Here is a 9469-nt window from a genome sequence, read left to right as displayed (position 1 = left end):
CCCCCCCCCCCCCCCCCGCGCGCCGCGCCCGACGCGTCACAGAGCCGGGCCCCGGGGTGGAGCCGGGCGGCGGGTTGGGCGCGGGAGTGGGCGGCGGAATGGGCGTTGACGGCGGCGGCGTGCTGGCCGCCGGGGTCGGTGGCGGCGCCATGGCGGTGTCCGCGAGCGCGGGCCGCGGGCCGAGTGTGACGGTGCCGGGCAGGGTGGCTTCTTGGCTGCGGCGCAAGATGGTGGCGGCGTGGTCTTGGTCGGGGTCGCTGAGTGCTTCGTGGGCGGCCAGGGCCAGGTCGCCGGCGCTGGCGTAGCGGTCGGCGGGCTTTTTGGCCATCCCACGAGCGATCACCGCATCGAAAGCCTTGGGGATGCCGGGGCGCAAGGCCGTCGGCTGAGGGATCGGATCCATCATGTGCGCGGTGACGAGGACACTGACGCTGTCGGCCCGATACGGCGGGGAGCCGGTGAGGCATTCGTAGAGCACGCAGGCCAGGGCGTAGATGTCGGCGCGGTAGGTGACCTCGGCGTTGGAAAACCGTTCCGGGGCCATGTATTTCCACGTCCCGACCGCGGTGCCCAACTGGGTGAGCTTTTCATCGGTGGTCGCGCTGGCGATGCCGAAGTCCACCAGATAGGCGAAATCATCACGGGTGACCAGAATGTTTTGCGGTTTGACGTCGCGGTGCATCACCCCGGCGGCATGGGCGGCATCGAGGGCCGAGGCGATCTGGGTGATGATGGCCACCGCGCGCGGCGGGGCCAGCGGACCGAAGCGTTTGAGCACGCTGTTTAAGTCGGTGCCCTCGACGAGGCGCATCTCCAAAAACATCTGCCCGTCGATTTCGCCGTAGTCATGGATGGGCACCACGTGCGGTTCCTGCAAACGACCGGCGGTGCGGGCTTCGCGTTTCATCCGCTCCCGAAACACCGGGTCCTTGCTGAAGGTCTCCGAGAGCAGCTTGACCGCCACCGTCCACTCCTTGACGGTGTGCTCGGCCTCATAGACCTCCCCCATCCCACCCCGGCCCAACAGCCGTTTTAGGTGATACGGCCCGAAATCCGTGCCCACCCGCGAGGCCTGCTCATCACTCATCGTTGATCCTTGTCACCCAACCACCACAGCACCGACACCCCACAATTGCCGGGCACACCGCGAGGCCGCAACCCCCACACCCAGCAACCACGACCGTAAGCCCCCGGCACCACAAACACCCAATCCGCTCGGACTGAGCTGCCGGCCGAACGCCTAAACCTGGGTGTCCGAGGCGATCTGGAACGTGAACTCGTGGTCGCAGATCCGGACTTGGTCGCCGTCGCGCAGGGTGGCGGCCGAGCGGATCCGCTCTTGCTGCACGTGAACGCCGTTGGACGACCGGAGGTCGTTGATGATGAAGCTGGTTCCCGTGTCGACGATCACGGCGTGGTGGCGGCTGACCTTGGGGCTGTCGAGGACGATGTCGTTGTCCGGCAGCCGCCCGATCCGGGTGGCCGCCGCTCGCAGCGGATAACTGCGTCCCGACGTCTCGTGCAGGTAAGCGATCGCCTTCTGCCCGGACACCATGGTGTGTTGTTCGAGCACCGTTACCGTGTCGACGGCGGCGGTCTTGGCGGTGCGTTTCACGTCGAGCGGTTCCTGCCGCAGGATCTGCTCGTTGAGCGACCGCAGCGTCGGGCCCGGATCGATCCCCAGGTCGTCGGCGAGCGTGGTCTTGACGCGTCGATAGGCGGCCAAGGCGTCGGATTGCCGGTCGGTGAGGTAGTAGGCGGTGATCAACTGCGCCCACAGCGGCTCGCGATAGGGGTGTTCGGCCGTCAGCGCCTCTAGTTCCGTGATCACCGCGGACGCACGCCCGCAAGCGATTTCGGCCTCCGCTTTTGCGCCGTGGACCAGAATCTTTTCCTCGACAAGGGAAGTGGCGAAGGTGTCGACGAACTGGAACTCGCGTAAGTCCTCCAGCACCGGTCCGCGCCACTGGGCCAACGCGGCCGTCAGGTGCCGGCTGGCTTCTTCGAATTTGCCCGTTGCGGCCGCATGCACGCCCGCGGTCTTCTCCGCGATGAAGCGTCCGAGATCGTAAGCGGTTTCGGCGACACTGAGCCGGTATCCCGGGGGCGCCGCCGCCAGCACCACCCGGGGGTCGATGCCGGCGGTGCTGAGCAGCTTGCGCAAATTGGATACATAGGAATGGATGCTGGCCCGTGCACCCGACGGCGGCTCGTCGTCCCAGAGGGCCGTGATCAACCGGTCGACCCCGACCGGACTGTTGTGGTTCATCAGCAGCATGGCCAGCACCGCCCGCTGTTTGGGCGTACCCAAGGCCACCAGGGTCCCGTCGACAATCATCTCCAACGGTCCGAGCAGACCGAGTTCGAGACGCTTGTCCACCATCGCCTATCGGTCCTTCCGGTCCTGCGCAGCACCTGTGAGATGCCCTAGCTTGCCATTGTGATATCAATCCCGGCGATTTCGGTAGCGACGCGCGAATTGTGCGTGTTCGACGGCGGGGCCCTGACCGTACCGCGGGTGATGAAAAGCCTTCCCCGCCACAAGGACGTTGGGCGGCCGTCGCGAACGGGTCTGGCGCTCAGGCGAACACGCACGAGGCGGACAGCCCTGGGCTGCCCGCCGTGCGATGGGAGGTCAACCGCGCCTCACATGGTGGCGACAATCAGCTCGTGGCTGGCTTGCCAGGCTCGTAAGAAGAGCGCCATGGGGACTTGCGAGTCCCGGCCGTTGGGGTCACCGCTGTCGTTCAGGTGGACGATGTTGTAGGCGGCGTCGACGCCGGTGACCACGACGGCGTGGTCACCGATCGGGTTGCCGTCCTCGTCCTTGGTTTCGACGGGGGTGTGCCAGATCAGTTCGCCGTTGACGCTGACCATGACCTTGTGACCGGTGCCCAGCAGTTGCTCGATCCCTTCGATGCCCGCGGGGATGCCCGTCTTTGTCGCATGGGCCTCGTCACTGACCACCGCGTAGACGTTGTACAGCTTGAGCAGCGTTGGGACGTCACCGAACATGGTGCCCTGGCCCGAATTGGGGTCCGTGGTGTCGGACGGCTTGATGTAGATCGAGCCGGGGTGGATGGTGCTGGGAGTGGACTGGGCCCTCTTGATGATCGCTTCCTCCGAGGGCTCCTTGCCGGTCACCTGGCCGATCAGGTCGGCGGCGGCCATCAGGACGCAGTCGTCGTACTTTTGGTGGCGCCACCACTTGGCGGCGGCGGCGGGGTCGCCATAGGTGGTGCCCGAGGCCGCTTGCGCCGGGCCCGCCAGTCCCAGCGCGATCGCACCGGCGGCCAGTGCCAGGATCGCGGACTTGGCGATGCTCTTGATGGTCGTCATGGATTGTCCTTCTCTCAGTCCGCCTTCGTCGGCGGGCTTGCCCTGTCTGAGAGAAGGTTCCGATCTTGGCCTTTTCGTTACCTCAACGAATTCTCAACGTGACGTCACAGCGGTGCCGGCACCGAGGGTCGGGGCTAGGCCCTGGTCATCGCATAGTAGGCGCCCCGCCGGGCCAGCAGCTCGGCGTGGCCGCCCTGTTCAACGATCCGTCCTGCCTCGATCACGACGATGCGGTCGGCGTCTCGGATAGTCGAAAGACGGTGCGCGATAATGAAACTCGTGCGATCCCGGCGGAGCTCCGACATGGCGCGGGCGATGAGCGCCTCGGTGCGGGTGTCGACGGAGCTGGTCGCCTCGTCCAGGATCAACAGCCGCGGTCGGGCGAGGAATGCTCGCGCGATAGTGATCAACTGCTTCTCGCCGGCGCTGATATTTCCGCCGCCGCCGCTGACGCGGGTCTCGTAGCCGGCGGGCAGCGTGTGCACGAACCGGTCGACGTAAGCCGCCTTCGCGGCCTGCACCACCTCGTCGGGGCTGGCCTCGGGCCGCCCGTAGGCGATGTTCTCCGCGATCGTCCCGTCGAAGAGCCAGGTGTCCTGCAGGACCATGCCGATCCCCGATCGCAGTGACTGCCTGCTCACGGTGGTGATGTCGACGCCGTCGATCAAGATCCGGCCGGAGTCGACATCGTAGAAGCGCATGAGCAGGTTCACCAGCGTGGTCTTGCCGGCCCCGGTCGGTCCGACGATCGCCACCGTGCTGCCCGGCTCGGCCACCATCGACAGGTCCCGGATCACCGGGGCGTTCGGGCGGTAACCGAAGCTCACGTGTTGGAACTCGACCCGTCCCGCCCGCGGCCGGTCGCCGCCGTCGGGAGCCGGTTCGGGGTCGGGCGGTTCTTCGGGTTCGTCGAGCAGATCGAACACCCGCTCCGCGCTCGCGACTCCGGACTGCAGGGTGTTGTACATGCCGGCCACCTGGCTCAGCGGGGCGTTGAACTGCCGGACGTATTGGATGAAGGCCTGGATACCGCCCAAGGTGATGTGGCCGGTTGCCACCTGCAGGCCGCCCACCACGGCGACCGCCACATAGCCCAGATTGCCGATGAACGACGTCGCCGGTGCCACCAGCCCGGAGAAGAACTGGGCGCCGAAGCTGGCGCGGTAGACCTCGTCGTTGTTGTCGCGGAACTGCTGGCGCGCGGCGGCCCGGTGGCCGAACGTCTTGACCACCGTGAAGCCGCTGTAGGTCTCCTCGATGTGGGCGTTGAGGCGGCCGATGCTCGTCCATTGGGCCACGAACAGGCGCTGCGCGCGGCGCGCGATCGCCCGGGTCGCAACCAGCGACAGCGGCACCGTGGCCACGGTGATCAGGGCCAGCAGCGGCGAGATGGACAGCATCATCGCCAGCACGGCGACGATGGTCAGGATCGATGTGACCAGCTGGCTGATGGTCATCGACAGCGACGACTGCACGTTGTCGATGTCGTTGGTCACCCGGCTCAGGAGCTCGCCGCGTTGGCGCCCGTCGAAGTAGGACAGCGGCAGTCGGTGGATCTTGTCCTCGACGTCGGAACGGAGCGCGACCATGGTGCGTTGCACGGTCACGTTCAGCAGCCGCGCCTGCGCCCAGATCAGCAGCGCGGAAACGACGTACAGGCCCAACGCCAGCGCCAGCGTTCGCGCCACGGCCCCGAAGTCCACGCCCCTGCCCGGCACCACACTCATTCCCGAGAGGAGGTCGGCGAAAGTGTTGTCGCCCCGCGCCCGGGCCGCGGCGACAGCCTGCGCCTTGGTGACGCCCGCGGGCAGCCGCCGCCCGATGACGCCGTTGAACAGCAGATCCGTGGCGTGGCCGAGGATTCTCGGGACGATGACCCCGATCACCGTCCCGGTGATGCCCAGGCTGATCACCGCGATGCTCAGGCGGCCTTGCGGCGCAAGCCGTTTCACCAGCCGGGCAGCCGAACCCCAGAAGTCGCGGGAGCGCCCGGCGGGGGCCGGAGTCAAGCCGCGGTTGGCGGTCACGGTCATGGCGTGCCTCCGGCGTGGCCCGATCGGACGGCGCTCATCGATTGCGAGTCGGCGAATTCGGCGTAGGTCGCGCAGTCGGTGAGCAGCGATTCGTGTGTGCCCGTGCCCACCAGTCTTCCGTCGTCGATGACGATCACTTGGTCTGCCTGGGCCGCGGTCGAAACCCGTTGCGTGACAACGATGACGGTGGCCTGACCCGATATCTGCTGCAGCGACGCGCGCACCAGGGCGTCGGTGTGCACGTCGAGCGCGCCGAACGAGTCGTCGAAGAGATAGATGACCGGGCGGCGGATGACCGCCCGCGCGATGGCCAGCCGTTGCCGCTGACCGCCGGAGAAGTTGATGCCGCCCTGCGCCACCCGCATCCCGAGCCCGTCGTCGTGTGCGCGCACGAACCCGTCGGCGTCCGCCACGCGCAACGCTTCCCACATCTCGTCGTCGGTGGCGTCCGCCTTGCCGTAGCGCAGGTTGTCGGCCACGGTCCCGGAGAACAGGTAGCCGCGCTGGGGCACCAGCCCGATCGCGGACCAGAGCCGCTCGGTGGCGTAATCGCGGACATCGACGTCGTCCACTAGGACGGCGCCGCCGGTGACGTCGTAGAGCCGGCAGATCAGCGCCACCAGTGTCGACTTGCCCGAGCCGGTGCTGCCGACGATGGCGGTGGTGGTGCCGGGTCGTGCGGTCAGCGAGATGTTTTGCAGCACAGGCCGATCCGCGCCCGGATAGGTGAATGTTGCGTCCGCCAAGCGCACCACTCCGGCGATCCCGCCGCGTGGGAACACCGGGCTCTGCGGGTCGTCGACGGCGGCCTGGGTGGAAAGCACTTCGGTGATCCGTTCGGCGCAGACGGAGGCTCGCGGCAGCACCACCAGCGTCATCGTCGCCATCAACACCGCCATCAGGATCTGGGTGAAGTAGGCCAGGAACGCGGTCAGCGAGCCGACCTGCATCTGGCCGCGATCGATGCGCAACCCGCCGAACCAGATCAGTGCGACGCTGGAAACGTTGACCGTCAGCGTGGTCACCGGCAGCATCACCGCCTGCCAGTTGCCGGCGGTCAGCGCGGTATCGGACAGGGCGGCATTGGCCCGGCCGAACCGCTCCCGCTCGTAGCCTTCGCGGGCGAACGCCCGGACGACCCGGACACCGGACAGCTGGTCCCGCAGCACCCGGTTGATGCCGTCGATCAGGCCCTGCATCCGGCGGAAGAGCGGGAGCATGTGTGACATCACCCAGTAGTTGGCCACGGCCATGATGGGAACGCTGACCAGCAGCAGCCAGGTCAGTGCCGCTTCCTGATGGATGGCCATGACGATCCCGCCGACGCACATGATGGGCGCCGTGACCAGCACGGTGCTCGAGATCTGAACGAGGTATTGGATCTGGCGGACGTCGTTGGTGCTACGCGTCAACAGCGTCGGCGCACCGAAGCGGGCCGTCTCGTGCTCCGAGAACGTGGTGATGTGTTCGAACATCGCCGCGCGCAGGTCCCGACCGAAGCCCATCCCCGTCTTCGACCCGAAGTACACCGCCGTGACCGCGCACAGCACCTGCAGGCCGGTGACCGAGAGCATCACCATGCCGAGCCTGACGATGGTGGCCGTGTCGCCTTTGGCGACGCCCTCGTCGATGATCGCGGCGTTGACCGTCGGCAGGTACAGCGACGCCAGGGTGCTGATCAGCTGAAGCATCATCAGCACCGCGACCAGCCGCCGGTACGGCCGGATGTACTGGCGCAGCAGTGCCAGGAGCATTTCGTAACTGTCGCACACTGCGCGTCCGGCAGCGGCTGGCAACCGCCGGATGGGTTAACTCGGCCGCCGCAGGCGGCGGCGCGACTGAAACGCCTGCTCAGGCGCGTCGGTGGTTGACCCGCTGAGCTGCCGCTACAGTGCATCGTGTGGACCGGGAGCAGGCTGAGCAAGAGCAGGGTAGCGGTGCGGCGTAACTCGAGAGCGCTGGCCGTTGCGGCGACAGCCTTGGCGATCCTGCTCCCCACGGTTGCGGCGTGCTCCGATTCAGGGAGCAACAAACCCGGAGCGACGTCGTCGACGGCGCCGGGGAACGCGGAGGGCCACCACGGGCCGATGTTTCCCCAGTGCGGCGGCATCAACGATCAGACCGTGGCGGAGCTGACCAAGGTGACCGGCCTGATCAACACCGCCCGGAACTCGGTCGGCTGCCAGTGGCTGGCCGGCGGCGGCATCCTGGGCCCGCACTTTTCGTTCTCCTGGTATCGCGGCAGTCCCATCGGGCGTGAACGCAAGACCGAGGAGCTGTCGCGCGCCAGCGTCGACGACATCAACATCAACGGCCACGGCGGCTTCATCGCCATCGGAAACGAGCCCAACTTGGGTGACTCGCTGTGCGAGGTGGGCATCCAATTCCAGGACGACTTCATCGAATGGTCGATCAGCTTCAGTCAGAAGCCGTTCCCGCCGCCCTGCGACATAGCCAAGGAATTGGCGCGTCAGTCGATTGCGAACTCCAAATGACCAGAAGTAGCGTCCGCGCCATTGTCGCCGTCTTGATCACCGCGTTGGTCGTGTTGACCGGATGTTCGAGGTCCGTTGCCGGCAACGCCGTGAAGGCTGGCGGCCCGACGCGCAACAACAACTCCCAGCAGCAGTACCCGAACCTGCTCAAGGAGTGCGAGGTGCTCACCAGCGACATCCTCGCCAAGACGGTGGGGGCGGACCCGCTCGACATTCAGAGCACCTTCGTCGGCGCGATCTGCCGGTGGCAGGCGGCCAACCCGGCCGGCCTCATCGACATCACCCGGTTCTGGTTCGAGCAGGGCAGCCTGAGCAACGAGCGCAAGGTCGCCGACTTCCTCAAGTACAAGGTCGAGACCCGGAACATCGCCGGGATCGACTCCATCGTGATGCGCCCCGACGACCCGAACGGCGCGTGCGGCGTGGCCAGCGACGCGGCCGGCGTGGTCGGGTGGTGGGTCAATCCCCAGGCGCCCGGGATCGACGCCTGCGGTCAGGCGCTCAAGCTGATGGAGCTGACGCTGGCCACGAACTCCTAAGCCCTAGCGCGGAATTTCGAAGCCGATCAGCGCGGCGCCACCGAGTTCGAGGCCCTTCCATCCGGACGTGACCGTCAGCACGGCGATCGCCGACGTGGGGAATTTGAGCGAAATCCGTTCCGCCACAGCCACGTCGGTGCCACTGCCGCCGAGGCCGAGGGCCACCGCGGACATTGTCGGCTCGTGACCGACGACAAGTAGCGTCTCGACTTCCTCGCCGACAGTGTTGATTTCCTCGATCATGGTGCCGGGGGTGGCGCCGTAGAGCCGGTCGCTGTACCGCACCGGGGCATCGATACGCGTGGTGGCCAACGTCTGCCGGGTGCGCGTCGCGGTGGAGCACAACACGGCGTCGATGGCCGGGGCGTTGGCGCGCAGCCAGTCGCCGGCGAGGCCGGCTTCGCGAATTCCGCGGGGCGCCAACGGCCGCTCGTGGTCGGCGACGCCGGGCGGATAGTCAGACTTCGCGTGACGCATCAACAGCAATGTGCGCTGGTCTTCCACGGGAGTCACGCTAACCCCTATGCCGCGTCGTCGTCATCGTCGTCGTCATCGTCGCCGTCGCGGAGGAGTTTTTCGGGGTGGTGGAAGGTGTTGGTGCGGGGTTGGTCGCGGTCGTGGTGTGGGGGTGGGATCCATTGGGTGTCACCGTTGGTGTTCTTTTGGGTGGTCCAGCCGCGGGGTTTGAGGAGGCGGTGGTGGGGTCCGCAGGCGAAGGTGAGGTTGTCGATGTCGGTGCGCCGCGATGCCGCGTAGTCGGTGACGTGGTGGACTTCGCAGAGGTAGCCGGGCACGGTGCAGCCTGGTGCGGAACAGCCTCGGTCTTTGGCGTAGAGGACGATGCGTTGGCCGGGGGAGGCCAGTCGCTTGGAGTGATACAGCGCTACGGGTTTGGCGTTGTCGAAGACGGCGAGGTAGTGGTGGGCGTGGCGGGCCAGGCGGATGACGTCGCTGATCGGCAGGCGGGTGTCCCCGCCGGTGCGGCCGGTGCCGGCGGCGGCCTGCAGGTCGGCCAGGGTGGTGGTGATGATGATGGAGGCGGGTAGGCCGTTGTGTTGGCCGA

Annotated in this window: 9 protein-coding genes; 2 read left to right on the top strand and 7 right to left on the bottom strand. The window is 67.1% G+C overall.

What is annotated here, in order from left to right; all coding sequences use genetic code 11:
• From BRW65_RS30605 to BRW65_RS30585, 5 genes are all read right to left on the bottom strand, one after another.
• A partial coding sequence (locus BRW65_RS30605) for a serine/threonine-protein kinase (protein WP_244168285.1) occupies window positions 1–1087 on the bottom strand: 1087 nt, incomplete at its 3' end.
• A 153-nt stretch (window positions 1088–1240) separates the two neighbouring features.
• Window positions 1241–2383, bottom strand: coding sequence for a BTAD domain-containing putative transcriptional regulator (locus BRW65_RS30600; RefSeq protein WP_073881191.1), 1143 nt, complete (start codon window positions 2381–2383; stop codon window positions 1241–1243).
• A gap of 263 nt (window positions 2384–2646) precedes the next feature.
• Window positions 2647–3339, bottom strand: a complete 693-nt coding sequence (locus BRW65_RS30595) for a hypothetical protein (RefSeq protein WP_073881189.1) — start codon at window positions 3337–3339, stop codon at window positions 2647–2649.
• A gap of 134 nt (window positions 3340–3473) precedes the next feature.
• Window positions 3474–5372 (bottom strand): ABC transporter ATP-binding protein, encoded by a 1899-nt coding sequence (locus BRW65_RS30590; RefSeq protein ID WP_073881187.1) that lies wholly within the window; start codon window positions 5370–5372, stop codon window positions 3474–3476.
• Window positions 5369–7126 (bottom strand): ABC transporter ATP-binding protein, encoded by a 1758-nt coding sequence (locus BRW65_RS30585; protein WP_073881195.1) that lies wholly within the window; start codon window positions 7124–7126, stop codon window positions 5369–5371. Before BRW65_RS30585 ends, BRW65_RS30590 begins: the two co-directional genes overlap by 4 nt.
• Window positions 7127–7309: 183 nt before the next feature.
• Here BRW65_RS30585 and BRW65_RS30580 point away from each other — a divergent pair, with 183 nt between their 5' ends.
• Together BRW65_RS30580 and BRW65_RS30575 are read left to right on the top strand one after the other, a co-directional pair.
• The gene (locus BRW65_RS30580) at window positions 7310–7867 is read left to right on the top strand and encodes a DUF3558 domain-containing protein (RefSeq protein WP_073881185.1); all 558 of its coding nucleotides are present in this window, start codon (window positions 7310–7312) and stop codon (window positions 7865–7867) included.
• The gene (locus tag BRW65_RS30575) at window positions 7864–8406 is read left to right on the top strand and encodes a DUF3558 domain-containing protein (RefSeq protein WP_073881183.1); all 543 of its coding nucleotides are present in this window, start codon (window positions 7864–7866) and stop codon (window positions 8404–8406) included. The genes BRW65_RS30580 and BRW65_RS30575 overlap by 4 nt, the downstream gene beginning before the upstream one ends.
• 3 nt (window positions 8407–8409) lie before the next feature.
• On the opposite strand, the gene BRW65_RS30570 is transcribed toward BRW65_RS30575, so the two are convergent.
• On the bottom strand, window positions 8410–8910 hold the full coding sequence (locus tag BRW65_RS30570; protein WP_139273340.1) for a SixA phosphatase family protein: 501 nt from the start codon (window positions 8908–8910) through the stop codon (window positions 8410–8412).
• A 17-nt stretch (window positions 8911–8927) separates the two neighbouring features.
• Window positions 8928–9469 (bottom strand): HNH endonuclease signature motif containing protein (locus BRW65_RS30565; RefSeq protein ID WP_139273339.1); only part of this gene is annotated, 542 nt, incomplete at its 5' end.

Origin of the sequence: Mycobacterium paraffinicum (assembly GCF_001907675.1) — a bacterium.
Taxonomy (GTDB): domain Bacteria; phylum Actinomycetota; class Actinomycetes; order Mycobacteriales; family Mycobacteriaceae; genus Mycobacterium; species Mycobacterium paraffinicum_A.
Note: the sequence above shows the minus strand (reverse complement) of the source record. Positions and strands in the feature narration are given on the sequence as shown.